The sequence below is a fragment of the Weissella minor genome, from assembly GCF_001437425.1.
GTDB lineage: Bacteria > Bacillota > Bacilli > Lactobacillales > Lactobacillaceae > Weissella > Weissella minor.
This window is the reverse complement of record NZ_JQCD01000024.1, coordinates 319,308-346,021: the sequence shown is the minus strand read 5'-3', so window position 1 is coordinate 346,021 and position 26,714 is coordinate 319,308. Positions and strand designations below refer to the sequence as shown.

Below are 26,714 nucleotides of genomic sequence, written 5' to 3'. Positions count from 1 at the left end.
TTTGGCATGTTGTCAATCTTGTCCTTTGCTTCATCCTTAGCATCTGCTAATGGATCATTGGCCTTGGCGTCGTTCTTTGCTTGTGCATCATCAACAACCTTGTTCACATCATTCTTTGAAGTAGCATCATCAACTTGCTTCTTGAAATCGTCCTTTTCAGCGTCAGTCAAGTTTGGCATTTCGTCAATCTTGTTCTTAGCATCTTCCTTTGCCTTTGACAAGTCAGCAGTTGGAACCGTGATTTCAGTTGGATCACTTGTTTCACCATCAACCGTTTGGTCAACAGTAATCTTCTTACCAGCTGAATCTTCAGGCAAGTCAAGTGTTAACTTTCCGTCGGCGTCTGTAGTACCAGTGGCAATTACATTACCATCAGCATCCTTAACTGTAATTTCAGCATTTGGTTCACCTTCAACTGTGATTGTTGACTTTCCGTCTTCATCAGTAGTTGCGTTAACCTTTGGTGCTGTTAATTGATCAAAACTTGTTTCAAAGTAAATGTTTGTTGAATCAGTTTTGTCATTAAATAAGTTCAATGCCAACAAATCATCAGTACTTACCATTCCATTGATGCGGACAACACCGTTATTTGCATCAATGACTGATTGATCCATACCAGTTGTATCAATACTAATTGGCATATCAACTTCTGTATCACCCAATACGGCGGCACTACCAAATTGATCCAAAATTGCACCACCGGCGGTAACAACACCCTTCAATGTTTCAACAGCAGCACGCAATGGAAGCTTGGCAGCCGTCAAAGCAGTATTAGCAGTTGCCACAGCAGCAATTTGTTGTGCAGCGATAATTGGGTTACTGTCATACTTACCACCAATTGGTTGAACAGTTAATCCACCAATTAAGTCATAAATGTGGTCCAATGCATCCGTCAAGTTTTTTGCAATAACATCAGCAAAATCATCGTTCAATTCAGCTGTAATCATCTTACCATCATCAGAAAGCTTCATATTAGCTTCTAAGTCGGCTTGGTCAAAAGTAATCGCGTCAGCAAGCAAGTTGTTAATGGCATCAACTGTAGTTTGTAGGCCATTAGCAGGCTTTCCGTCGGCTCCTAAGACAACATTTCCATCGGCATCCTTTGTCACAATTTCAACCGGGATTGCCTTTGCGGCTTCATTCAACAATGTCGCAACAACAGAGTCAAATGTGTTAACACCAGCTTGCAAACCTTCTAAGGCTGCACGCAAAAGTGGTACTTCATCCAAACGAATTGAAATACTTGTATTGATTTTAGCTGTTCCATTTGGTGTTACACGACCAATTAATTCAGCAGGAATTTGAATTCCAGCAACTTTCTTTCCTGAACCAATCAATGAAACGTCAGCTGGCTTAGTACCATTCAACTTAATGACAACATCTGACACACCATTATCAGCCTTAAGGGCTGTACCGTCGTCAGCTTTTCCACCACGTTTTGTACCACTATCGTTAGTAACCTTAACGTCTTCCAAAACTGAACCTTGAATCAAGGCAAATGGCGCAAAGGCCTTATTTGCATAAGTTGCTTGTCCAGCCTTTTGAGCTGCACGTAGTTGACGTTCAGCGTATGAAAGTGCTGCTGCTTGTTGTGTCTTTGTCAAAGCTTGATATTCAGAACTTGTTTTCAAGTCTGATGTCAATGACTCCAAAGTCACAATATCATCAGCCTTTGGTGCTTGCTTTTTTGCAGCTTCCTTTTGGCTTGCTTGGGCTTGTTCTACTGTAGCTGGGGCCTTTGTTTCAGCCTTTGGTGCTACTTCTTGCTTTGAAGTTTCTGTTGCTGGAGTCTTTGTTTCAGCCTTTGGTGCTACTTCTTGCTTTGAAGTTTCTGTTGCTGGAGCTTCTGCTTCAGCCTTTGGTACTACTTCTTGCTTTGAAGTTTCTGTTGCTGGGGCCTTTGTTTCAGCCTTTGGTGCTACTTCTTGCTTTGAAGTTTCTGTTACTGGAGCTTCTGCTTCAGCCTTTGGTGCTACTTCTTGCTTTGAAGTTTCTGTTACTGAGGCTTTTGTTTCAGCCTTTGGTGCTACTTCTTGCTTTGAAGAATCAGCAGATTCCTTTACAGGTGCTGCTACTGATGCTTTTGCAGCTTCAACTTCATTAGTCTCAGAAGCATCTGTTTTTTCAGTAGAGACATCAGCGTCTAAAGAAACAACATTTTCATCTGTCGCTTTATCAGCATCATCATCGCTCACTACCGCTGAAGATGGCTCAGAACCTTTTTCATCAGCACTTGCAACTTGAGTTCCCATACCCATACCAGCAAGTGATACTAATGCAACTGAGCTATACAACCATAGCTTTCCCGCCTTATACATTTTGTAATGTACTTTTGTTTCTTGATTTCCCATAATCAAAAATCCTCCTAGTTTATGAAACCAATAGATGTCATTAGTCTGCTTATGTCTCTATCAATTTCTAAGGTTATTGTAACGGATATATTTCATCAAATCAAGCCCTGACATTACAAAAAAAATATCCATTAAATTAACATAATATTCATTCCGTAACCAGTGTTACTGAAACCGCATTCTTACACGACTCTTAATTTTAATAAAATGCCAATATAACGGCTCTTTTTATAATTTTTACACAATAAAGTTGAAATATTTAAACAATAATTGTAACTGTTACGATATCATTTAAAAATTCTAAAATTTGATAAATATAATAAAAATACATGATTTTTATATGATGTATACCATTTATCAAAACAAAGCGATTAAAATTAATTTTAGAAAAAACCACTATTTAAGTCATTCTTTGTATCGACAACTATCTCTTTTATCTTCAATATATGTGTCATCAAAGAGCACTATTAAAATTTATCAAAACCAGATTTCAGTGATGTATAATTGAAGTATTCTCATCTCAAATAAATGACAAGATGAATTAACTAATGTAGTAATAAATTTATCCTTTATTATTAAACAGTTAAGGCCACGGAGGACGTTGAAAATGGAAAACAATACAATTGAGCTACTTGCTTTTGATATGGATAATACATTACTTTTACCTGATAAAAGTCTATCTACTCGTAATGCACAAGCGTTAAAGCAACTACATGCCAATGGGAAGCACATCGTTTTAACAACAGGACGACCATTACCAAATGTTGCACCGTTCATTGAGCAACTTGGCTTAACCCAATCAGATGACTATGTCATTTTATTTAATGGCGGCATGATTAAAAATACGCACACAAATGAAAACATTTTAAATCGTCATTTTATACTTAAAGATATGCAAGCCGCTTTTCATATCATCACTGATTTAGGACTACCCATCGATATCGTGGCTGAAAAGCAAGTTTATTCGATTACTGATTTTGGACAATCTGACTATGTCAAACTTGTCAATGGGATTGTCCCCTACCAACAAGTTGCACTTGCCGATCTTCCAAATGACTTAGTATTTAATAAATTCGTCATTTATGCCGATGAAGCACAATTAGATCATTTAGAAACTATTTTGCAACAGCATACGGAACTAAATCACCTTTTATCATTCGTTCGCTCGCGTCGAATCTTATTGGAAATTGTTCCTAGTGGTGTCAATAAAGGTTCTGCCTTAAGTACGCTTTTAGAACATTTTAACCTAACAGCTGAAAACCTAATGGCCTTTGGTGATGAAGAAAACGATTACCCCATGCTTAAACTTGCTAAAGTTGGTGTTGCCATGGGTAATGCCATTCCTCAGATAAAAGACATTGCAACAGATATTACAAAATCTAATGCCGAAAATGGTGTCGGTATCTTCTTAGAAAAATATTTTAATTTATAGAAATAAAAAAAGCCAAGTCATCTTTGATTTAAATCAAAAACGATTTGGCTTTTTTCTTAATTTTAATACCTACTAAGTTCATAAACATAAATTTTATTTGTGTCGCCTAAACTTAGTACGTACGAACTTATATAATTTTTTATCATACCGCAAGATATAACGTAATTTCAAAAAAGGATAACTAGTATACTCAAGATAACTTTTGCGACTTTTTTTAAGCTTTGTATTAATGAATTCAGCATGTCGCTCATTAATATTCTTAATTTCGCCTAATTGCTCTTCCATATTAAACCGATATGTTTCATCAATTTGAGCATCGTTTATACCAAAAAGCTCAATTTGTTGTAGCAAATCAGGCAACGTTGTTACAACAGGGCCAAATTGCCAAATTGTTGTATCAAAGAAACCACCCCAAAGTTGCTCATATTCCAATTGATCAAACTGAAACAAAATTACGGGCTTTCTTTGATAGGCAAAATCCCAAACCATACTTGAATAATCTGAAATAACTCCATCGGATACTTTAATCAATTCCTTAAGCGACTCGTGCTTACTGTCCAAAATTTCGATACTATCATTTTCAAAATACGAGGAAAATTTACGCATTTTTGGATGTAAAAACACTTTTAGCGTAATATTATATTGAGCTAACATTGCATGTAATTCAGAGCTCCCCAAAAACCCTTTAATTTGTTTAAAGTATTCGGAATCCAAAAAATCGGCATCACTTAAGTAAGCCAAATATTCACGCCATGTTGGGAAGTAAAGCAAATTTTTCTGATGCGTAGCTACACCTCTATTTAAATCGGCCCATCTCGGTAATCCAAACACATTAACTCTTGATTTAGGAAAACCCAGATATTTAACAACCTTCTCTTGCTCACGTCTTGTAGAAGTATTAAAAAAATCATATCCCGATTTCTTAAATCGAAATACATCCCCTAATTTACGAATGCCAATCACACCATGTTGAAGGAAATAGTTATTCTTTTTTCTAATGATATGCATCATGGCCCCGGAAACCATATTAAACTGATAGATATGTGCCAAACTCTCAGAAGCTACAATCATTTGATCTTCAATGACATGTTTATAATACTGCTCACTGTAAAGATAGAGCACCTGATCCTTCCATGGTTCTAAGTATTGTGTTTGTGAGGATTTTTCATCGATGACATAGAAGACTTTTTTCTTTAATGGCGTATTCTGTAAATATTTAAAAAGTGCAAAGGCATTATCCTGAGCCATTTGAGACTCCTTTTCAAACATTAAGATATTGCCATTACGTTGATTTGGCTTAAATGTCTGTAATGCTTTTGATTCACGCTCACGAATTGCTTTGGTATCCAACTTCATAACATCACGATAATGAATCCACAAATTACGATTGAGCGCAATTTGAATTAAGAATTTCTTTTTATCATTTAATTGATAAACATCTCGGAAACTCCCATTTAATTGCTTATAAAAATCATAAGTTACAGAATTAATATAATAATCAATGCGTTGAGCATCTTTTAATGCATGCACAACTAACATATAAGAATCTTTATAAATTTCCTGCGTAATTTTTTGCTTATCAAATACAGCTTCAATCGTAAAACGATTACCAACCTTTGCTTCAACCTGAATATTTTCTGGTAACATTTCAAAATTAGTATCATTACCTCTATACATTAAGGTTAAGTTGGTTATTTCATCCAAATTACTAGGATAATCAGCACGCAAGTTAACTTTAAAAGTTAAATACTGCTCATCATCTATTATCTGGTCAAGTTTTCCCGAAAAAATAAGCTTCCGTTCCGTTCCATTTGTATGCGTAAACTTCTTAGTCAGTGCAGATAAGTAGCCACGCTTTTGAATATACGGAATTAAATGTCGACCACTATTCGGTAATTCAGTATATGCAGAACTATATTTTCGCCATTCACTAATTCGATTTATTTTACGAACTTTTAGCATATGCCACGCATTATTTTCTAAACCTAATAAATCATATCGACAAATTTTAGTTCCGAGTTCTGATGGCACTTGTGTAAACTTAAATTTAAACTTACCTTGCTCTGATTGCTCTAACTCAACTGGAACACATTCTTTAGTTTTACGTTCACACAAAACAAAAGAACTGATATTTTTATTTCCAAAATCAAGCGTCCAAACATCAGTACCCTCTGCCATCATGACATCAACCAAAATTGGTTTTTTAAAATCTATTTCTTTTACTGTCATGTAGTTCACTAACCCTTTTGAAATAATTTCTTTAAACGTACTGAGATTGAATCACTACTTTGTTTAGGTTCATATGCGTCATTCAAGTCATTCAAATCTTTTCCTGTATCATTTTGTGCTCCATTTTCAGCCGCTATTTGATAATTTTTCTCCTCAGTCTCATCATTTAGTAAATCATTTACTACCTCATAGGTACGTTCGCTGGCCTTTAAATCACGTTGTAGATATAAGTTATCTAACTTTGTTTCTTCCTCTAATGATAGTTGTGGATTATCAACAGCTTCCACAACATCATTGATAACTGCATCTGCATCAAAATAAATTTTACCAGGGAAGAAGTTTGCTAATTCATCCACTTCTGAAAGAATCGCATCATCTAACTGATAGTAGAATACCTTTCGTTCTTGCAGAGCAAAGTCTAAGGCAACACTTGAGAAATCAGTAATCAACAAACCATTATTCAATAGAAGTTCTTGCACCGTGGTCTCTTCTTCTAATATTACTGAAACAGGAGCGTCCTCGAATAAATGACTATACTTTTGAAAATTATGATGTAAGTACAAAGAAATATTCAAACCTTTTTCGTTAATTTGTTCAACTAAACTTGGCTTATTAATAAACTCATGCAAAGATTGGTAAAAATCTGTTTTTACAAAGTCTTCATCAGTCAAGCGATCTTGTCCCTTACGCCAACTTGGCATAATTAAAATATTCTTACGCAAATCATATGATCGTTCTGGACTTGAATCCTTCAACAAAGTGTCGAAACGAGTTAGCCCTGCAATAACAACTTCATCAGATGAATACCCCATCTCATCGACAACTAGATTCTTTTCGCGAACACTACTTACCATAAAGCGATCAGTAAACATTGGATTCTTACCATATAAATTAGCGAGGTTACGAACGCCAATAATTCCGTGCTGTAAAAAGACCTTTTTAGCATCTAGTTGGTATTGTTTCCAGAAACTTGTGTTAATTGGGTAAGCATAAAATGATGAATTTGTATGAATCACTGCATCTGCCTTTGCCATCATTTCAAAATGATGGACTGACTTATAGATAAGTACTTTATCCATATAAGGTTCTAGATTAGGTAAATCAGGTGAGCTAGCATCAACCACATAATAAGCATCAACTTCGTCAGCACGTTTCTCAAGCATATACTTGAAAAAGTGTAATCCGTTATCTTGTGCTTTATTTGGCGATTCAATCACCACGATGACAGGCTTACTATTATCTTTTTCAGCATTGCGTTGTTCATCCAAAGCATCTTTACCTGTTTCAACCTGCCAACGATAATAGCTGGCAGCTTCATTAGTTAAGAAGTACGTTCTAAGTGATAATTCATTTTTATTGCTTGTCCCATAAGGGTTAATCATGTACTCAGTTTCTTCGTCAAACTTACCAAAGATTTCTTCGTCAATCTCCGATTCTAAATTAACGCGAACAGGTACATCAAATTTACTTAAGCCCCTCCAACCAAATTCTAATGATACATCATAAATGGTTGGATCATAAGCACGCACGTCGAATTCTTCTGGGAGCGGAAATTCTGAGAGTTTAACCTTAAAAACACCTTCCATAAAATAATCGTCTAATACTTGCGTTTCTTGTACATCGAAAAAAACAGATTCTTTAGAACCACGATTTTTCAAAACCAAAACTAGATGCTGCCCTAACCCAATGATTGGCATAGTGACATGTAGGTCTAAGGTGCCATCTTTTTGTGAACTAATGCGATCTAATTTTGTATTTTTCACAAAGTTTCTCTGTAAAGATTTTAGTGATAGTAACTTTTGTTGTTGTTTACCATCTGTTTGCGTATATTTTACAAAAATGGGCATTTCTTGAGGTACTTGAGATACATCAAGCACATAGTACCCTGGTGCATAAGTCGTATGTGGAATCACATATTGTTTACCATCGTATTGAGAGAAAAATTGAATATTGTTCACGACTGGTAATGATAATTTAAACAAGAGCCCTGTCGGAACTTCTAAAACATCAGAAATCAAAATAGGACTTCCTGATGTTATTGGTCGCTCTAAATTAAGGTCATGAGCTCTACTTAATAGCGCATAATTTCCTTTGACATTTCCATACCAAAACAAAACATTTTCATCATTCTCATCTATTTTTGTACTTCGATTGTCAACAGGTTCAAATAACAAATTTGAATTTGCAATATTAAATTCAATACCTTTAACTTCAACTTTCAGATCGTGAGTACCTTTTTTAATTGGTAAATCATCTGGAATTTCAATCATTAATGTACGCTTATCTAATTTTGTAACTTGAAATTCATCTAAACCAAAAATTCCTATATGGACATCATCAATCATATCAACAACATCATATTCAAATGAAAACTTTACTTTTCGACCTTCAAACACAGTATTTACAGCTTGTAAAGATCTACTCTGAAAATCAAAGCCCTTAATATTTGGAACACTTAGCGCTTCTACTAATGCTTCTTCTGTTTCGTAAAAAGAACTTTCTCCAAAACATTCAAAATCATATCCTAAAATAGGTTCATCTTGACCATAATTAATCGTCAAAAATGGTTCAAAATTAACATCCACATATTCATCCTTAACATTATTCCAACTATTTTTAGCATAGTAACGTAAAAGAGTTGCATTACTTCGACGATTCATTTTTGCACGTACAAATGGCTTAGTTGATTGAACTTCTTCCCCTAAAAAAGCATTGCTATTAGCAAATACATCAATAAGTTCAACCTTTTCAAGGTTTTTATTACGATAACGAATTGTAAATTGTCGCTTACCTCGCTTATTAATGTAGTCAATATTCTTTCCATCTTTGCGGGTCTTAGTTTTTAACATTTCCCAGTCTGGAAAGAAACGATTCAAAAATTCTACATAATTTGAATTTACACGTTTTTCCGCAGCACCAAATGCATCAATTATTTGGAGTGTATTCTTAAATTCCATCAGTTAACCCCTTTATATATTCCATTTTTCTGCATCACTATTAACTTTACATGTTAATTGATAGTTACTATATGTTAATTCTGAACTTTTACCCACTATTTTTCTCCCATACTCTTAAACAGCAACAAGACAATAATCATTAGGAAAAAGCCCCCAGCAAGATGATATACACAATTTCCAGTTAACATTGGGAAATTAATGAAATCTGCCGTTATAGGTGAACTTTAAATTAAATTCATTGCTATTTTTTAAATCATTATTAATTCATACAATATTAAATATTTTAAATACTCACCACAAAAACAATAAATGACTTTATTCATTATTTTTTACCAAAACCATTTTAATTAAAATTCTTTTAAACGTTAAATTTCAGTGGTTAATTATCGTGTGCAATACTTGATATTATAGCTTAAATTAAGCTTTAGTGTCAATTAAAGAGAGGGTTACATCAACTGCAAAATTGTATACTTTCCTCTTAAATAAAAAAATCGTAATTAGCCACGACCTTGGAGACTAATTACGATTTTATATTTAAATTACTTGTTCAACGAAAATGCCAAAGAGCCTGGTTTTCCATTTTTAATTTTATAGAAATCTAACTTATTGTCCTTACTCTTCAATTGGTAAAGATTTGTATTGTTATTCTTTACGTTTTGCAAGATAACGAAATTATCCTTTGAGTTCTTCTTACTAATTCCACGAACCATATAATATGTTGTTTTCTTATCAAAAATTAATTGGTCATCTTTAATTTCCGCAGTTTTAGCTTTTAAACTCTTACTTGAAACTTTATACTCACCAGTTTCCATGCGTGTGATTCGTTCATTTACTTGGGGCTGTAACTTATCTACATGCTGCTTAGCCTGTACAGCGTATGCCCCAGTTCCAACTAATGCAATTGCTAAAATAGCAATAATAATGTTTTTGATTGTATCACGACTCATCTAACTATCCTCATTTCCTATCTCTAAATAAATTTCACAATTTTATTCTACCTATATTACTAATTAATGTCAAATATATCATTTCTCATCACTAAGTGCGCTAAAATAAATAATTTTCTTCATCCATCCCATCAAATAATTCTGCATGTGTATTTTTAAAAATCAGCACTTCATCCAGTATTTGATAATTCATTGGAAATTCAATCCGATAGATACGTGTATCTGAATAACCTTGAAAATACATTACCTTACTTTCTAGCCCAACCGCACTACGGTAAACCGTATAGGTATCTGATCGCGTATGTTGAGCAGGTACAGTGACATTATTTAGTACATGCCAAGAAGCAATCACATTTTCTTGCTCATTATTAAAGGCATCCAAACGTTCCTTATTTACCATGGTTCGAATAAAACGCGCAGTGGGTGTAAATCCGCTCGGTTCCTTTTTCAATCCACTAAATTTTCCATCCGTAACACGATTTTGATTAAATGGTAAATCTTGCCAACAATCGACTTTCAAAGGGAAATATTCCTTTAAGCGTTCAACCTCGCGTTCAAAATCAACTGCATTGGTGGTCACATTCAAGGGGTTATTAATGACTGTCATTGGCATACCATTTGGTTCAATCACGATAAAGCGGCCTGTTGCATCAGTGGCCACAAAATGTAGCTCGTGCGGTCCTTGTGCATATGTGACATCCGCTTCTTTACTGGTCATTAATTGAATTTGTGGTAATTGATTAATCAAATCTGCCACAGAACGACAATGTGTCAACGCCCACAGTACAAATTCAAATGGCGCAATTTGGGTTTCGTCATCTTGACGCTCATCATTATAGATAGCTGCATTCTGATAGGTTAACTTTTGAACCGACAGCCCCATTTCATTAATACCATCAGACACATCTTCATGGTATCGGTGTGGTTCCCCAACGCCAAGAACGGCATAAGGCCCCACATGTGATTTACCATTATAAAGCGACTGCCACGCATAATGTCGTGGTAAAAAAATGGGACGTGAGGCTTCAGTATGCCAATCCATGGTTCTAGAAAACAAATGTGATCCGTCAGTTGCCGTCATCAATAAAGAAGTACACATAGTCTCTATTCCTCCTCTGACGCACGGACAGTTATAAAGAAAGCTTCGAGCGTTCGATTAAATTTTTCCACATCCTCTAAATGTGGAATGTGCCCACACTCATCTAACACCACCGCTTGTGACAAGGCATTTTGATGTAATGAACGTGCTGCTTCAGCCTGATGTGCATCATATAATGGTGATTTTCCGCCAGCAATAAACAAATGTGGACACGTTTCAATTCGGACGACATCTGTAAAATCTTGTTCCATACCATCCACAATTAACGGGCGGGTTGCCTTAAAATCAAATTTAGGATGGCTATCACTAATTGCTCGTTTAACATCATCTGAAATTCGTTTGCGAATAAGTGGCGTTTTTGGGAAGTCTTCAGCCATTTGCTCTAAATTGGCATAGGTTAAATCATAGCGCCCATAAAACCAATTTTCATCCGTTAACATTTTAGGTGGTTGATCTTCAGACACAATTGCGCGAATTCGCTTTTGCCCAAATAGTGACACATAGGCATAATGAACCATCGTCCCCATGGAGTGACCAACTAAAATAACTTGGTCCAAGTGTAACTGCGTCAACAATTCATTCAAATCACTCGCTAATCTGGCAATTCGTAATCCGTAATCAACCTGATCGCTATGTCCATGCGCCCGATAATCCCACGTTAAAATACGATACCCTTTTTCTAAAAAATAGGGGATTTGCATATTCCATGTTGCTTGATCACCTGAATATCCCGTTGAAAACACGATAACGGGACCATCATAGGGCCCTTGCAATTGATAATTAAGCCGTACATTATCATTTGTTTTAAAAAATGTCATACGTTCCCCACCTTTCTCCTATATTAAAAAATAAAAAGAGTGGGCTTTAGCTGCCCGCCCTTTTTATTTTTTCAAATCATACTAGATATGAATTCCAAGACCATCTGCTACTTCAGCAGCATCCATAATTCCTTCACCCAAAGTTGGATGTGGATGGATTGTTAATGAAATATCATTTGTGGTCAAGCCACTTTCAATCGCTAATGAAATCTCTGAAATCAAATCTGAAGCACCAGGTCCAACAATTTGGCCTCCTAGCACAGCATTTGTTTCTTTATCCGTAATCAAACGAATAAATCCAACACCTTCATTCATTGACAACGCACGTCCATTGGCTGCAAATGGGAACTTAGTTACCTTTGCATTCAACTTGTTCTCTTTCACTGACTCGGGTGTTTCACCAGTAGTTGCCATTTCGTAATTCGTATAAGCAACTGAAGGCAATGAATAATGAATATCATGTGCGGTTGGGTCACCAGTAATTGCTGCAGCAGCAATCTTAGCTTGGAAACTAGCCTTATGTGCTAAGGCAGGTCCAGCAGTGACGTCACCAATGGCATAAATGTGATGCGTTGATGTTTGCATTTGATCATCAATTTCAATTAAACCACGATCGGAAACCTTAACATCTGTATTATTCAACCCTAGCTCATCTGTATTTGGTCGACGACCTACTGAAACAAGCAAGTAATCACCCGTCACAGTTTGTTCCTTACCGTCAACTTCAAATGTCAAAGTAACATCATCATCCGTTTGATCAACTGACTTGGCCATTGCTGATGTGAAAATTTCGCCACCCTTCTTCTTGAAATCATCCAAGACAGGCTTTGTCATTTCCTTGTCAAAACCATTTAAAGTATGGTCCAAACCTTCAACAATCGTGACATTTGTTCCAAAGTTGGCATATGCACCACCCAATTCAGAACCAATGACACCACCACCGACAACAATCAAGCTTTTTGGAATTTCAGGTAAGCTCAAGGCACCAGTTGAATCAACAACACGTCCCTTGAATTTAAAGCCTGGAATTTCAACTGGACGTGATCCAGTCGCAATAATCGCATTATTAAATTGCAACAATTGATGTCCATCTTCTTGAATAACATTAATCGTTTCATTATCAATAAATGATGCATCACCTTGAATCACATCAATCTTATGCTTTTTGAATAGCATTGACACACCAGATGTCAATTGATCAACAACACTGTGTTGCTTCCAATCTTGTGTCTTTGACCAATCAATACTAGCCCCTTCAACAGAAAGTCCAAATGGATTTTCTTGTTGTGTGGCTTGATAGTGGTGCCCAACATTAATCAAAGCTTTTGATGGGATACATCCAATATTTAAACATACACCACCGATGTTGCCACGTTCAATAACGGTAACTTGTTGACCTAATTCGGCCGCACGAATTGCCGCAACATAGCCTCCAGGGCCTGAACCAATCACGATTGTGTCTAATTCTGTTGCTTGTGCTCCTACAACCATACTCTTATACCTCCATCAACATGTAAGCTGGATCAGCCAACAATTGCTTCAAGTAGTTCAAAGCCTCTTGACCCAACATACCATCGATCAAACGGTGGTCATATGACAATGATAGCTTCATGTTTTGTCCAACTGCTAATTCACCATCTGCATCCACGATTGGTTCCTTCAAAATTGATCCCAATCCTAGGATAATTGATTCACTACCATTAATAATTGGTGTGAACCAAGTTCCACGTGCAGAACCTAGGTTTGAAATGGTCATTGTTGCACCCTTCATTTGTGATGGCTTAATCGTACCATTACGTACCGCTTCTGCTAAATCACCAATTTCTTGCGCAATTGTCAAGATTGACTTACGATCAGCATCAGCAATCACAGGCACATACAAACCACTTGGAGCGTTAACAGCAATTCCCATATTTACTTCATCATGGTAAACAATTTCATTGCTATCCATGTCAACAGAAGCATTCAATTCTGGGAACTTCTTACCTGTTGCAGCTAAAGCCTTAACAGCATATGCCAAGTAAGTTAAGCGGATACCTTGATCAGCGGCGGCAGCCTTAAATGACTTACGGTGATCAACCAACTTTGAAACTTCAACACTATCGAAGTTTGTTACAGTTGGAATTGTGGCATTTTGCTTAGTCATGGCACCAGCAATTGCACGACGTGTTGGTGTCATTGGTTGACGACCTTCAGTAACGTGTGCTGGTGCAACAGGCTTAGCGGCTTCTGCTGCTGGAGCTTCAGTTGCTGCAGCGGCAGCAGCAACTGGTGCTGGTTCTGCTGCAGGCGTTGCTTCATTTGCAGGGGCAGCAGGAGCTGCACCTGTAAATCCTTCAACGTCAGCCAATGTAATATGACCATGACGTCCAGTTGCACTAACCTGTGTCAAATCAATATCATGTTGTGCAGCGTAATGACGAACTGATGGCATCGCCAAAATTTGTCCATTGGATGCAACAACAGGCGCTGCTTGACCAGCTGGCGCTTCTGCAGGTGCTGAAGCAGGCTCGTTTGCAGGTACTGCAGGTGCTTCAGTCGCAGCTGGTGCTGCGGGTTCACTTGCTTCACCGGCACCATCGCCGTCAAACTCAATCAAAGAATCACCAACTGTGACCATTGTATTTGGCTCAACAAACAGCTTTGTAACCTTACCAGAATAAGGTGAAAGAATTTCTTGCATCAACTTGTCATTTTGTACTTCCGCAACGGAATCATCAGCCTTGACGTCATCACCAACTTTAACCAACCAATTGGTAATTTCACCTTCCGTCATGCCTTCCCCGATATCGGGCATTTTAAAGATTTCAGTCATAGTTGACAACCTCCTTCGTCTTTTCAATGACGTCATCCGCCTTAATCATCCAGTCATTTTCTGCTTGCGCAAAAGGATACACTGTATCTGGAGCAGCAACACGACCGATTGGTGCTTTCAAACTTAAAATAAAGCGTTCTGAAATTTCAGCCATGACATCAGCCCCAACTCCAGCCATACGTTGTGCTTCTTGAACAACAACGACACGTCCAGTCTTCTTAACTGATTCACCAATTGTTTCAATGTCCAAAGGTGACACTGTCCGCAAATCAACAACTTCTGCTTTAATACCTTCTTTTTCAAGCTCATCAGCAGCCTTAAGGGAAACAGGTACACCACCTCCGTAACTGATGATTGATACATCTTCACCTTCACGGGCAATGGCGGCCTTATCCAATGGTGTTGTGTAGTATCCTTCTGGTACTTCACCCTTCAATGAACGATACAAATGCAAGTTCTCCAAGAAGACAACAGGGTCATTTGACTCAATTGAGCTCAAAAGAAGTCCTTTAGCATCTTCTGGGTTAGCAGGCATAACAACACGAATACCTGGAATTTGTGAAACAATACCTTCTAAGTTATCCGCGTGCATTTCAGGTGTCTTTGTTCCACCACCATATGGTGCGCGAACAACAATAGGCTGTGTACGTGTTGCACCTGAACGGAAACGGTTACGTGACATTTGTCCAGCAATTGAATCAATCACTTCAAATAAGAATCCAAAGAATTGAATTTCCATAATTGGACGATATCCTTGTGTCGTCAAACCGATTGCCATACCACCAATTCCTGATTCAGCAAGTGGCGTATTGAAGACACGGTCCTCACCATGCTTAGCTTGTAAGCCATCAGTAGCACGGAAAACCCCACCGTTCTTACCAACGTCTTCACCAAAAATCAATGTATTTTCATCGTGATCCAAAGCTAAATCAAGTGCTTCGTTAATCGCGGCTAAGTAAGTTTTAACAGCCATCTATTTACCCTCACTTTCAAAACGTGCAATTTGTTCTTCCATTGCTTGACTAGGTTGTTCAAATGTATTCTTGATAAAGTCACTAATCTTTTGTTTCTCGATGTTATCAGCAATCTTGATGTTTTCATCAATATCGGCATTCACTTCATCGATGTAAGCTTGTTCAATGTCTTCGTTCCAAATACCCTTGTTTGTCAAGAATGTACGCATACGCAACAATGGCTCTTTCTTCCACCATTCGTCGATATCGTCTTGTGTACGATAACGCAATGGATCATCACCAGCAGTTGAGTGTGGTCCCAAACGGTCAGTCAATGTTTCAATCAAAACAGGTCCATTACCGTTGGCAGCCCATGCACGTGCTTCCTTTGCAGCTAGGTAAACGGCAATTGCATCATTTCCATCAACAACTAAGCTTGGAATTCCAACACCCCAACCCTTTGCAGCCAAATGAGGTGCTGCAGTTTGAACGTGACGTGGTGTTGAAATCGCGTAACCATTATTTTGAACGATGAAGACCGCATTTGCCTTGTAAGCAGCCGCAAAATTCATGCCTTCGTAGAAGTCACCTTGCGATGTTCCACCATCACCAGTGTAAGTATAAGCAACTGCATCCTTTTGACGCTTCTTCAATCCAACAGCAACACCGGCAGCTTCAACGTATTGCGCACCAATGATAATTTGTGGAATCCAAGCATGCACATCATTTAAGTCCTTATCTAGCAACTTATTTCCTTCAACGTGTCCACGTGACCACAAAAAGGCACGCCAGATTGGCCAACCCTTAACGATAATTTCTGGAATATCACGATATCCAGGGAACAACCAGTCTTCATCATTAAATGCAAAAGATGAAGCCATTTGTGAAGCTTCTTGACCAGCAGTTGGCGCAAAGAATCCAAAACGACCTTGCTTAGCCAACTTAGTTGAACGAATTCCAAGCTCACGACTAAACACCATGCGCTTCATCAATTCAACAAGTTGTTCATCAGTCAATTCGGCACGTTGCAAAGCGTCTTCATCGACAATATTTCCATCATTATCCAAAACACTTAATGTTGGAAACGCCTCATCTTGTGCTTGCAATTGGTAATTAAAGTCCAAGACTTTCTTATTTGAATCACTAATAGTTGCCATGTAAAATTCCTTTCTTTCAAAGCATTAAGACTTTGATCAAATATTATACAAAGTCTTTGTTATCATCCTTTTCAACATTTACTAATCCAGCAATTTCTTCATTGGTTACAGTTCCGAAATACTGTTGATTTGGATTATTTTCATTTAACACTTCAAGCAAAGCGTCGCTCTTGAATGGAATACCAATGAATTTATCTTCAATGTCACGCCATTCCTCTAATCCTAGGAAGTCTCCATTGAAATCAATTCCCTTAATCACACCGTTTTCAAGTTGAACTGAAATCCCAAGTGTTCCGCCATCAAAGCGTTGTTCATTATGGAAGTCAGAAGCTGGTGACTCACCAAATGTCCAATCCCAAGTTGCAAATTGGTTATCGCGTAAGTCCAAAATGCTTTGACGTTGTTCATCAGTCAAAACATACTCGCCATCCTCACCGTGATTTGTTAATTCATCCATTAATCCAGCAACCAAGTCATCATATGACAAATCAGGCTTAATATCATGAATCATAGCAACACGACTACGCACTGACTTAGCAGCCTTTGAAATGAACTTATCATCTGAAACATTCAATGAACGCACCATTGTGTCAATATCAACGTCATACATCAAAGTTCCATGATGCAAAACGTAGCCACGTTCCATACGTTGGGCGTTACCTGAAATCTTCTTACCGTCAACAACAATATCGTTACGGCCTGTCAATTCGGCATCAATTCCCATATCTTGCAAAGCCTTCAAGACGGGCTTAATAAATGTTCCAAAGTTAATATCACCTGTCTCTGATGTAACTGGAACGAACAAGCTAAAACAGATATTTCCCATATCGTGATAGACAGCACCACCACCCGTTACTCTTCGAACAACTTGAATGTCCTTTTCATCAACAAAATCTTGATTAATTTCTTCATACGTATCTTGATTACGTCCAATGATTACCGCATTCTTATTTTGCCAAAGCGCAAAAACCGGTTCATCTGCATGTAAGTTACTGAGTAACCATGCATCCGTCGCAATGTTAGTTGGGGCATCGTTACCGTCAAAATATGAAATATACCGCATGAAATCACCTTCATCATTCTATTTAAATTGTAGTTTCTAACTACCTGTCTACACTCTATATTGTAAGCGTTATCACTGGTTTTTGCAAGTCGTTTTCATAGCGTTTTCATTCATTTTCAAAAGCGTTTACATTTTTCCACATATTGTCACAAAGGCAAAGAAACCGCTTTCCATCAACACGATAAACGTTTTACTAAATTCAATCACCATTTTTACTTATATGAATCACAAAATCGATTTCATCAGCATTTAAGCAATTTTTTATGATTAAACCCATACAACAAAATTGAATTTTTATAAAATCAATTGCATCTAAAATGAAACAAAAAAAGGCTACATGTACATGTAGCCTTTTGCTTAAGCGCGATTTAATGATCCAAAAACGGTAATTCGATCCACACACATTGCTTGAATCGCGTCAGTACCCGGCTGTAAGAACTTACGTGGATCATAATTCTTTCCTTCTAAGTCTTTATTCGACAATACAAAGTCACGAATTGCTTGATGAAAGGCCAGTTGACCTTCCGTATTCACATTCACTTTAGCAATGCCTAATTGAATGGCCGCTTGAATCTGGTCATCCGGTATACCAGATCCTCCATGCAAAACCAACGGCATCTCAATGCCCATTTCATCAGAAATCATTTCGGCAATGGCTTTTAAATGATCCAATTTCAAGCCAGTCCAATTGCTTGGATATTTTCCGTGAATATTACCAATTCCGACCGCCAATGAGTCAACCCCCGCCTGCGCTAAGCGCAAGGTATCGCCTAACGAAGCAACTTCCCCATCAGCAATGACGCCATCTTCTTCACCGCCAATTGTCCCAATTTCACCTTCAAGTTGTAAGTGATCATCATGAACAAAGTTCGCAATTGCTTTAACTTTTTGCACATTTTCATCAAGTGGTAATGCTGACCCATCAAACATAATTGATGTAAACCCAGCTGCCACAGCATCTTGCACGTCTTGGTAATTTCCATGGTCCAAATGAATGGCCACAGGTACTGTAATGCCTAATGCATCGTGCATATCCTTAATTAAATCGTGGGCCACTTTAAAATTCCCCATATACTTTGCAGCTCCACCGGTTACTTGCATGATGACAGGTGACTGCATTTCTTCACACGCCAACAAAATTGCTTTTGCCCATTCTAAATTATTCACATTAAAAGCTGGTACCGCATAATGCTCAGCTCTAGCTTTCTTTAACATATCAAAACCATTTGTAATCATTATATAATCCCCTCGTTTTCTATATTGATTGCGTTAATACTGCTTTTGCTTCAATCAAACATTGTAATTAGCATAACACCTTCTCAAAATAAAGCTATACCAAAACAAACTGTAAAACCTTACAGATAAAAAAACACTTTAATAGGATACTAGCAAACTCATGAAAATGCATACCTAATTAATGTCTTGTATATTCCCAATCCTGTCTTAATGGGTGTTTATCGTTTTCAAAAAATATTCTAAAATTTTGCACCAGTCATCCATGCGTGATTTCTCCTCAATAACAAAACTATACCATTTTATAAAAATAACTTTTATTCTAAATTATGATAATCTAAAAGATAACTTAATTAAAAACGATTTGGAGTTAAATATGGAATCAATTCAACCAAACGACCTCATTTATGGCGAAACTTATCACGATAGTATTATCGCAGATAGTTTTTTACCCCTACACTTTGATAACCTGACATTTATTAACTGTACGTTTGAACAAACCGACTTTAGCCATAGTGACTTGCTCGACTGTCATTTTACAAATTGTGACTTTGCTAATTGTTCTTTTGAAGAGAGTGCTATTTATCGGTCAAAATTTAAAAAATGTCGTTTAACCGGAACCAATTTTTCAGAATGCAGATTTAAAGACAGCTTAATCGATGCTTGCGATGCCCGCTATGCAACTTTTAGTTTTTCCAAAACAACTCATTTCACATTTGAAAATACCAATTTATCGGAAAGTCTTTTACAACAAATGACGCATCACAAAGACCTCATCTTCGATACTTGTGATTTAGAAGGCGCCGACTTCACACAGACAAATCTAGATGGCATCAATTTAGCAAACTCAGAATTTGAACAATTACTTTTTTCTACTGAATTAATGCGTGGCTGCAGTATTAATGCTGGTCAAGCTGCAATTATGTTGCATTTATTAGGAATTCAAATTCAGTAATCTTTTTGTTTTGATTCGGTATTTGCGCTATCATGAAGAGTATATTTTAAATCTGGAGGATGTTTCGTATGAAGAAAATTGCCGTATATTGTGGTGCCAGCACTGGAAATGATCCACAATTTGAACAAGCAACCATTGATTTAGCACAATGGCTTGTTAAACATGATTTAGAGCTCGTCTATGGTGGTGGTGGCGTCGGCCTAATGGGCTTATTAGCGCAAACTGTACTCGATGCAGGTGGCGTTGTCCATGGTATCATGCCGCAAAATTTATATGATCGTGGTGCTGGTCATCCAGGTTTAACCGATTTTGAAGTTGTTCCAAATATGTCAATTCGTAAACAACGTATGCTTGAATTATCAGACGGTTGCATCGCCTTACCTGGTGGTCCCGGTACATTAGAAGAAATTGCTGAAGCATTTTCATGGGCCCGCATCGGTGACAATGAAAATCCTTGTGTTTTTTACAATGTTGACGGCTTCTACAATCCAATCCAACAAATGTTCCAGGATATGGTCAATAAAGACTTCTTAACCCAAACCGACTTCGATAAACTTGGTTTCATTGAGAATTTAGAAGACATTTATAACTTTATGGATAGTTATGAGCCCCCTATGATTCGTCAATATAACAAATAAAAAAAGACCACTTAGAACATTTTTGAATGTTCTAAGTGGTCTTTTCGATTATATATATTTAAATAATCGTTGGTACGATTCCGCCGTCCATACGCAATGCCTCTCCTGAAAAAGCACCTGCACGGGGACTTGATACATAAGTTACAAAATCCCCAATTTCTTGCGGCTTAATTAAGCGTTGAATCGTTGATGTTGCACGGTTATTTTCCATAAATAATCGTTCACGTTCCGCTACATCTGCGATGTCTGGATAAAGTGATGCTAATAATTTTTCAACCCCTTCCGTCAAGGTTGAACCTGGCATCACTGTATTTACCGTCACAGTGGTTCCCGCGGTCTCACGACTCAATGACTTTGCCAAACTCAAATTCATTGTCTTTGTCATTGAATAGTGTGGCATTTCAGGACTTGGCATAATCGCCGCTTCACTGGCAATAAAGATAATTCGGCCATCCACATTTTTCTCTAACAATTTTGGCAAATAGAATTTTGCTAAATCGATGCCAACAATCGTATTAATTTCAAAATAACGACGCCATTCATCTAATGACAAATCTTCAAAGCGCGCATCTTCAAATACTGCTAAATTATTAATCAAAATATCAATATCAGCAAACTTTTCATACAGCTGTTCGCGTTGCGTTTCATCACTTAGGTCAAATGGTGCCGCATAAATCGTGACATTTGGATAATTTGCTTGGAGCTCAGCTTGTACCTTTGCAACTATTTCCGCTGAACGCCCGTTAATAATTACGTCGGCACCTTCCCCTGCTAAACTCATTGCAATCGCACGACCAATCCCTTTAGTTGATCCTGTAACTAGTGCTACTTTTCCCGTTAACTGTAAATCCATCATCAATCTCCTAACTTTTTATCAGTAAACATACTTTATCACACTTCTTTTTTGTAAGCAAACCCTGTCAATCACTCCTAAAATGAGATTACTATCATAAATCATTAAAAAATGCTATAATTACTGCAAAATCTGTGATTAAGGATGTACATGTATATGTTTATTTTCGACGAATTCAAAACAGATGTCGGCTTAATTCAATTAGTTTTACCTGAGCACTCGCATGCCCCAAAATTATTTGAAATTGTTGAAGAAAATCGAGACGAGTTTAAAAAATGGTTTCCATGGACTGATAAAACGAACACCGTTAATGATGAATTAGCATTTATTAATAGTGCCCGTGTCAGCAATGCGAACTACGAATTATTAGCCCTAACCATCTTATTGAATGATGAGCCCATTGGATTTATCGATCTTCACAATATTGATGCCGAAAATCACAGTGCCGATATTGGTTATTGGATGGATTCGAAAAACGAAGGTCATGGTATTATGACGACAGCCGTTAAGCGTCTAACCCTCATTGCTCACAATGAACTGAGTTTTCATAAAATTAGAATTGAGGCTGCTGATAGTAATCATCGCAGTCAAGCCGTTGCCCGCCGCGCTGGGTTCACCCATGAAGCGACATTGCATGACAACATCTTAACTTTAGATGGTTATCGTAATGTTGACATATTTTCGCATATCGTTGCGCACTAGTCCCCGTTTTTCTGAAAATGACTTCTAAATTGAAAAGGAGATTTTCATGCAAATTAAAAAAATAGCCGGTTATTTACCAGACAAATACTCAAAATATGCGGATAAAACTTTTACATTTTCAAATCAGCCAATCGTTTCATTCCCAATCGAACTTGCCGATTTGCCAAATGAGACACAGTTCTTAGCCTTAACGCTCGTTGATTATGATGCCATCCCCGTCTGTGGCTTTCCTTGGATCCACTGGGTCGTCACTAACATTCCAGTAACAGAACACATTCCTGAAAATTTCAGTCAAACTGATACCCAATCGGTTCGTGGTAAAAACAGTTTTGGGTCACCTTTTTTGGAGCCTGCAGATGATAAACTTGTAGAGCATTATGTTGGTCCAACGCCACCCGATAAAGATCATCATTATACTTTAACTGTCTATGCATTGGATACTAAACTGGCATTACAAAACGGCTTTTATCTCAATGAGCTTCGGACAAAGTTAAATCAAAACGTACTCGATCAAGCCAGTATCGAAATTTTAGCTAAAAAATAAATAAAAAAGAGACCATCAGGTCTCTTTTTTATTTTAATCCCAATTTACGCCTTCTGGTACGCGTACCAAATCATCTTTAACTAATTGTTCTGCAATTTCAACCGTATTCCATGCAGCACCCTTTAGCAAATTATCTGATACAATCCAAGCGTGGAACGCCCCTTCATTTTCCAAATCAGGACGAACACGTCCAACAAAAGTCTCACGTGAACCTTCAGCATTCAACGGTTGTGGATACAATTGTCGATCAGGATCATCTTGTAAGGTAACACCCGCTCCATTGGCAAAAGCTTGTTGAATATCACTTCGTGTTGCTGAATGATCAGCAACTTCAAAATAGACACTCTCCCCATGACCAATCATAACAGGTACACGCACAGCTGTTCCGGTCACTTTAATATCCTTAGCATGAGCATCGCCCAGCATGATTTTCTTAGTCTCATCAATCATCTTGTATTCTTCGTGGGTATAACCGGCTTCTTCGAATACATCAATTTGTGGTAGTAGATTAAATGCAAGTGGGAAATGCTTTTCATCCCCTTTAACAGGTAGGACATTTGCTTGCATCGCTTCACGTTGCCCATCAATGAAGGCTTGAGCTTGATCCAAAACCTCATCAATCGCTTTTTGACCTGCACCAGATGCAGCTTGGTAAGTTGAGACAATAATCTGCTTCAAACCAAATTGTTCTTTAATCGGTTGTAAAGCAACAACCATTTGTGTCGTTGAACAGTTTGGATTGGCAATAATCCCACGATGTTGCTTCAACGCATCTGGATTCACTTCAGGAACAACCAAAGGTACGCGTTCATCCATCCGCCAGTGAGATGAGTTATCAACCACAACGGCCCCACGCTTAACTGCTTCAGGTGCCAATTCGGCAGAAACTGAGCCACCCGCCGATGCCAACACAATATCAACACCTTCAAATGCGTCTGGTTCTGCTAGCTCAACTGCAACGGACTCACCATTGAAAGACAATGTCTTACCAACTGATTTTTCAGAAGCCAGTAACTTCAAAGCCTTAACTGGTACGGTTGATTGCTCCAATTGTTCAATAATGCGATTTCCAACTGCTCCAGTTGCACCTAAAACAGCAACTGTATATCCTGCTTCTGACATGGTTTATCTCTCCTTAAAAATCCATAATTGTATCTAATCCAACCGCTAAATCTGGTACTTGATCAACTTCACGCAACGCCAACACAACTCCCGCCATAAATGAATCACGAGAAATTGAATCTTGGCTAATATGTAACGATTCGCCTGTCGCACCAAAAATCACTTCTTCATGGGCAATATAGCCCGGCAAACGCATGGCGTGGACAGGCACATCCTCGATCGCTTCACCACGTGAAGCTTGACCGATTCCGACTAGGTTTGGTTGCGCTGCACGTCCTTTGGCAATTCGTTGCGCAGTCGCTTTAGCTGTCCCAGAAGGTGAATCCAACTTAGCCTGATGATGAATCTCTAGCACTTCAGCATCTGGCATATAGCGCGCAGCTTGCTCTGCAAAATGCATTAACAATACTGCTGAAATTGAAAAATTTGGGACAACTAACACATGTTGCGTATACTGTTTAGCACGTTGCTTTAATGCTTCTAATTCATCCTCAGCCAGACCACTGGTCCCAATCACTGCATCCATACCATGGGCTAGTGCAAATTCAACATTTTCAAACACAGTCGATGGTGTTGTGACATCAATCCAGACATCCGCCGCCACATCAATTTCGACAAGTTTTTCAAACACAGGCACATCGGCTGCTTGTGGATGTGGTGCTAAAATACCAACTAGTTCTAAATCTTCAGTCTGGGCCAATTGGGCTTGAATAGCTTGTCCCATTTTTCCAAAACCACCCGCTAATAAAACACGTTTCATCTATTCGGTCTCCTCGTCCCCTTCAGTATCACCTAACAATTCATGTAGATGTGCTGTCTCATCTGCTGTTAATGGCAAAATTGGTAAACGCGTGGTGTTTTCAACAAGACCACGTTCACCCAAAATTGCTTTAACTGGTGCTGGTGATGGGTATGCAAATAGCGCATTCATCTTTGGGGTTAACCAACGTTGCAAGTTTCCAGCTGTTTCCAAGTCACCGGCTTCCAAAGCTGTAAATAGCGCTGCCATTTCAGGTCCGTAAATATGTGAAGTTACTGAAATTGTTCCTTGTGCGCCCAATGCCTTCGCAGCAAGTGTTTGTGCGTCTTCACCGGTATAAACTGCAAAATCATCTGGTGTATTCTCAACCAAGAAACCAAGATCATTTAAACTCGTAACCTGCTTAATCGCATTAATATTTTCATGTTCAGCTAAAGTCAAGACACTTTCGTTTGTAAGACCAACCGCTGAACGACCAGGAATGTTATAAAGCATCACTGGTACTGATGATGCATCGGCAATAGCTGTAAAGTGCGCAATCATGCCAGCTTGGCTTGGTTTATTGTAATAAGGCGTTACCGCCAATACTGCATCTACACCTTCAATTGCACTCACTGCTTGGGCCAATGCAACCGAATTTTGTGTATTGTTATCACCAACGTTAGCAATCACAACACCGCGTCCATCAACATATTTTGCAAAATGCGTATATAATTCAATCTTTTCAGCATGGGTTAGCGTTGGTGCTTCACCAGTCGTCCCACCAATCACATAACCTTGCGTACCTTCATCAAATAAACGATCTGTTAACGCATCTAGTGCTGGGTAGTCAATTGCACTACCATCAGCTGTAAATGGCGTAATAATTGCTGTAATTAAATTTGCATTTTCGTACATGAGTTTCTCCTTAATTTTGTGCCATGCGCCAAGTCAAAAATCTTGTAATTGACTGAATACCGGGAAGTAATGCGGCTTCATCTGGACTGAAGACAGCTTGATGTAAATTGTGACTTGGGTCATTAACCCCCAACCAAAACATCGTGCCTGGAATTTGATGTAATAGATAACCAAAATCTTCGGCAGTCATTGCTGAATCAACAATCGTGAAATCGCTGGCTTCATCTTGCTCCATAAAGTCGATAAAGCGCGCTGTTGTATCCGGATCATTCTCTACAGGTTGATAACCACCTTGCTCAAGTTCAATATCAACATCAACGTTAAACGTCTCAGCTGTGCCACGCGCAATGCGTTGAATCCGATCCATCATCATTTCTAGATTAACCTGCGTTAGTCCACGCATCGTTCCAATTAATTTTGCTTCATCTGCAATGATGTTACCGACCGAACCGCCAGCATGTAAACTTCCAAAGGTTACAACACCAGCATCAACTGGATTCAAATTTCGTGACACGATTGATTGGACGCTCGTGACAAAACTTGCAGCTGCTAGCAAAGCATCATTTGTTAAATGTGGCATCGCCGCATGTCCGCCAGCTCCTGAAAAGACAATCCGTACGACACATGAACCTGCAAACAACGTACCTTGACGTGTTGCAATTTGACCAGCTGGCAAAGCGGGATTATCGTGCAAACCATAGAATTCATCTGGACGCCACTCATCTTTAAATACGCCCAAATCATATAATTTCTTGCCACCAAACTCTTCTTCTTCAGCTGGTTGGAACAAAAAGACAAGATTATCTTTAGGCTGGGTCATACAAAAATGATGTAAGACACCTAAAGCAACAGTCATATGCATATCATGGCCACAAGCATGCATTTTCCCTGGATGTTTTGAAGCAAACGGTAAACCGGTTTGTTCTTCAATTGGTAAAGCATCAATATCCGTTCGATAACCTAACGTTCGCTGTGGCTGGGTTCCTTGTACACGTACAAGCAAAGCCGTTGGCAACTCTGGTACTTCACGAATTTCCACCCAAGGGGTTTGCCATTGTACAATCAATGCTTTCAAATAAGCATGGGTTTTAGTTTCCTCTAACGCCAACTCGGGGATTTGATGTAAATCACGGCGAATCTGTTGTAAGTCTGCTTGTGATAAAGCTGTTTCACTCATTATTTCGCCTCA

General features: G+C 38.2%; 22 protein-coding genes. 5 read left to right on the top strand and 17 right to left on the bottom strand.

Annotated elements, in window-relative coordinates:
• On the bottom strand, positions 1-2,351 hold a 2,351-nt coding region (locus tag IV67_RS05090; RefSeq protein WP_157050302.1), incomplete at its 3' end, for an adhesive domain-containing protein.
• Positions 2,352-2,958: 607 nt separating this feature from the next.
• On the opposite strand from IV67_RS05090, the gene IV67_RS05085 reads away from it, so the two are divergent.
• Positions 2,959-3,783 carry a Cof-type HAD-IIB family hydrolase gene (locus IV67_RS05085; protein WP_057787773.1) on the top strand — a complete coding sequence of 275 codons (825 nt, stop codon included), beginning with the start codon at positions 2,959-2,961 and terminating at the stop codon, positions 3,781-3,783.
• Between the two features lie 93 nt (positions 3,784-3,876).
• Here the strand turns inward: IV67_RS05085 and IV67_RS05080 are convergent, their stop codons facing one another.
• The 11 genes from IV67_RS05080 to IV67_RS05030 all read right to left on the bottom strand — a co-directional run bounded on the left by IV67_RS05080 (position 3,877) and on the right by IV67_RS05030 (position 19,060).
• On the bottom strand, positions 3,877-6,012 hold the full coding sequence (locus IV67_RS05080) for a CDP-glycerol glycerophosphotransferase family protein (protein WP_057787772.1): 2,136 nt from the start codon (positions 6,010-6,012) through the stop codon (positions 3,877-3,879).
• 8 nt (positions 6,013-6,020) lie between these two features.
• Positions 6,021-8,969 (bottom strand): CDP-glycerol glycerophosphotransferase family protein, encoded by a 2,949-nt coding sequence (locus IV67_RS05075; RefSeq protein WP_057787769.1) that lies wholly within the window; start codon positions 8,967-8,969, stop codon positions 6,021-6,023.
• Positions 8,970-9,508: 539 nt separating this feature from the next.
• The gene (locus IV67_RS05070) at positions 9,509-9,916 is read right to left on the bottom strand and encodes a hypothetical protein (protein ID WP_057787768.1); all 408 of its coding nucleotides are present in this window, start codon (positions 9,914-9,916) and stop codon (positions 9,509-9,511) included.
• Positions 9,917-10,016: 100 nt separating this feature from the next.
• Complete coding sequence (locus IV67_RS05065; RefSeq protein ID WP_057787765.1) at positions 10,017-11,015, bottom strand: linear amide C-N hydrolase; 999 nt, start codon at positions 11,013-11,015, stop codon at positions 10,017-10,019.
• A 5-nt stretch (positions 11,016-11,020) separates the two neighbouring features.
• Complete coding sequence (locus IV67_RS05060) at positions 11,021-11,833, bottom strand: alpha/beta fold hydrolase (RefSeq protein ID WP_057787763.1); 813 nt, start codon at positions 11,831-11,833, stop codon at positions 11,021-11,023.
• An 81-nt stretch (positions 11,834-11,914) separates the two neighbouring features.
• Positions 11,915-13,324 carry a dihydrolipoyl dehydrogenase gene (gene lpdA / locus IV67_RS05055; RefSeq protein ID WP_057787761.1) on the bottom strand — a complete coding sequence of 470 codons (1,410 nt, stop codon included), beginning with the start codon at positions 13,322-13,324 and terminating at the stop codon, positions 11,915-11,917.
• 4 nt (positions 13,325-13,328) lie between these two features.
• Positions 13,329-14,648, bottom strand: coding sequence for a dihydrolipoamide acetyltransferase family protein (locus IV67_RS05050; protein ID WP_057787759.1), 1,320 nt, complete (start codon positions 14,646-14,648; stop codon positions 13,329-13,331).
• A complete protein-coding gene (locus IV67_RS05045; protein WP_057787757.1) occupies positions 14,641-15,621 on the bottom strand; it encodes an alpha-ketoacid dehydrogenase subunit beta in 981 nt (326 codons plus the stop codon). Before IV67_RS05045 ends, IV67_RS05050 begins: the two co-directional genes overlap by 8 nt.
• Positions 15,622-16,758, bottom strand: a complete 1,137-nt coding sequence (locus tag IV67_RS05040) for a thiamine pyrophosphate-dependent dehydrogenase E1 component subunit alpha (protein ID WP_057787755.1) — start codon at positions 16,756-16,758, stop codon at positions 15,622-15,624.
• A 43-nt stretch (positions 16,759-16,801) separates the two neighbouring features.
• Positions 16,802-17,821 (bottom strand): lipoate--protein ligase, encoded by a 1,020-nt coding sequence (locus IV67_RS05035; RefSeq protein ID WP_057787753.1) that lies wholly within the window; start codon positions 17,819-17,821, stop codon positions 16,802-16,804.
• A gap of 357 nt (positions 17,822-18,178) precedes the next feature.
• Positions 18,179-19,060: a class II fructose-bisphosphate aldolase gene (locus IV67_RS05030; RefSeq protein WP_057787751.1), complete on the bottom strand. Its 882-nt coding sequence runs from the start codon at positions 19,058-19,060 to the stop codon at positions 18,179-18,181.
• A 370-nt stretch (positions 19,061-19,430) separates the two neighbouring features.
• Here IV67_RS05030 and IV67_RS05025 point away from each other — a divergent pair, with 370 nt between their 5' ends.
• The gene (locus IV67_RS05025; RefSeq protein ID WP_057787749.1) at positions 19,431-20,009 is read left to right on the top strand and encodes a pentapeptide repeat-containing protein; all 579 of its coding nucleotides are present in this window, start codon (positions 19,431-19,433) and stop codon (positions 20,007-20,009) included.
• 68 nt (positions 20,010-20,077) lie between these two features.
• On the top strand, positions 20,078-20,647 hold the full coding sequence (locus IV67_RS05020; protein ID WP_057787747.1) for an LOG family protein: 570 nt from the start codon (positions 20,078-20,080) through the stop codon (positions 20,645-20,647).
• A 58-nt stretch (positions 20,648-20,705) separates the two neighbouring features.
• On the opposite strand, the gene IV67_RS05015 is transcribed toward IV67_RS05020, so the two are convergent.
• Entirely contained in the window at positions 20,706-21,500 is a 795-nt protein-coding gene (locus tag IV67_RS05015) for an SDR family NAD(P)-dependent oxidoreductase (RefSeq protein WP_057787745.1), read from the bottom strand.
• A 156-nt stretch (positions 21,501-21,656) separates the two neighbouring features.
• Here IV67_RS05015 and IV67_RS05010 point away from each other — a divergent pair, with 156 nt between their 5' ends.
• A complete protein-coding gene (locus tag IV67_RS05010; RefSeq protein WP_057787743.1) occupies positions 21,657-22,202 on the top strand; it encodes a GNAT family N-acetyltransferase in 546 nt (181 codons plus the stop codon).
• Positions 22,203-22,248: 46 nt separating this feature from the next.
• Complete coding sequence (locus IV67_RS05005) at positions 22,249-22,746, top strand: YbhB/YbcL family Raf kinase inhibitor-like protein (protein ID WP_057787742.1); 498 nt, start codon at positions 22,249-22,251, stop codon at positions 22,744-22,746.
• A 33-nt stretch (positions 22,747-22,779) separates the two neighbouring features.
• Here IV67_RS05005 and IV67_RS05000 read toward each other — a convergent pair whose 3' ends face one another.
• Genes IV67_RS05000 through IV67_RS04985 form a run of 4 tightly spaced genes read right to left on the bottom strand, consistent with a single transcriptional unit; the run spans position 22,780 to position 26,702 of the window.
• Positions 22,780-23,868 carry an aspartate-semialdehyde dehydrogenase gene (locus tag IV67_RS05000; RefSeq protein ID WP_057787740.1) on the bottom strand — a complete coding sequence of 363 codons (1,089 nt, stop codon included), beginning with the start codon at positions 23,866-23,868 and terminating at the stop codon, positions 22,780-22,782.
• A gap of 13 nt (positions 23,869-23,881) precedes the next feature.
• The gene (gene dapB / locus IV67_RS04995) at positions 23,882-24,628 is read right to left on the bottom strand and encodes a 4-hydroxy-tetrahydrodipicolinate reductase (RefSeq protein ID WP_057787738.1); all 747 of its coding nucleotides are present in this window, start codon (positions 24,626-24,628) and stop codon (positions 23,882-23,884) included.
• Positions 24,629-25,525: a 4-hydroxy-tetrahydrodipicolinate synthase gene (gene dapA, locus IV67_RS04990; RefSeq protein WP_057787736.1), complete on the bottom strand. Its 897-nt coding sequence runs from the start codon at positions 25,523-25,525 to the stop codon at positions 24,629-24,631. It abuts the gene before it with no gap.
• Between the two features lie 10 nt (positions 25,526-25,535).
• Positions 25,536-26,702 carry an N-acetyldiaminopimelate deacetylase gene (locus tag IV67_RS04985; protein WP_057787734.1) on the bottom strand — a complete coding sequence of 389 codons (1,167 nt, stop codon included), beginning with the start codon at positions 26,700-26,702 and terminating at the stop codon, positions 25,536-25,538.
• Positions 26,703-26,714 lie beyond the last annotated feature (12 nt).